A 361-nucleotide genomic window follows, 5' to 3' on the forward strand; every position below is an offset into this window, starting at 1 on the left:
GCCGCGACGGTGGAAGACCTGTGCAGGCTGGCCGCCGCGCATGTGCGACGCCTCACCGGCTTCGACCGCACCCTGGTCTACCAGTTCGATGCAGGCTGGAATGGCACGGTGGTGGCCGAGGATGGCAACGGCCTGCTGCCCTCCTATCTGGACCTGCGCTTCCCCGAATCGGACATCCCCGCCCAGGCGCGTGAGCTGTACCGCCGCAACCGGGTGCGGCTGATTGCAGACAACGATTACACCCCTGCGCCGCTGCTGCGCGCGGAAGCGCATCGCGACGCGCCTCCCACCGACCTGAGCCTGGCCGTGCTGCGCAGCGTCTCGCCGGTGCACCTGCAGTACATGCGCAACATGGGCACCG

At 69.0% G+C, this 361-nt stretch carries 1 pseudogene; it reads left to right on the top strand.

Features of this window, described 5'->3' with window-relative positions:
- Window positions 1-361: pseudogene (locus EN846_RS33950) on the top strand (GAF domain-containing protein); the annotation flags it as partial.

It is taken from the genome of Mesorhizobium sp. M4B.F.Ca.ET.203.01.1.1, assembly GCF_004791025.1.
Classification (GTDB): domain Bacteria; phylum Pseudomonadota; class Alphaproteobacteria; order Rhizobiales; family Rhizobiaceae; genus Mesorhizobium; species Mesorhizobium abyssinicae.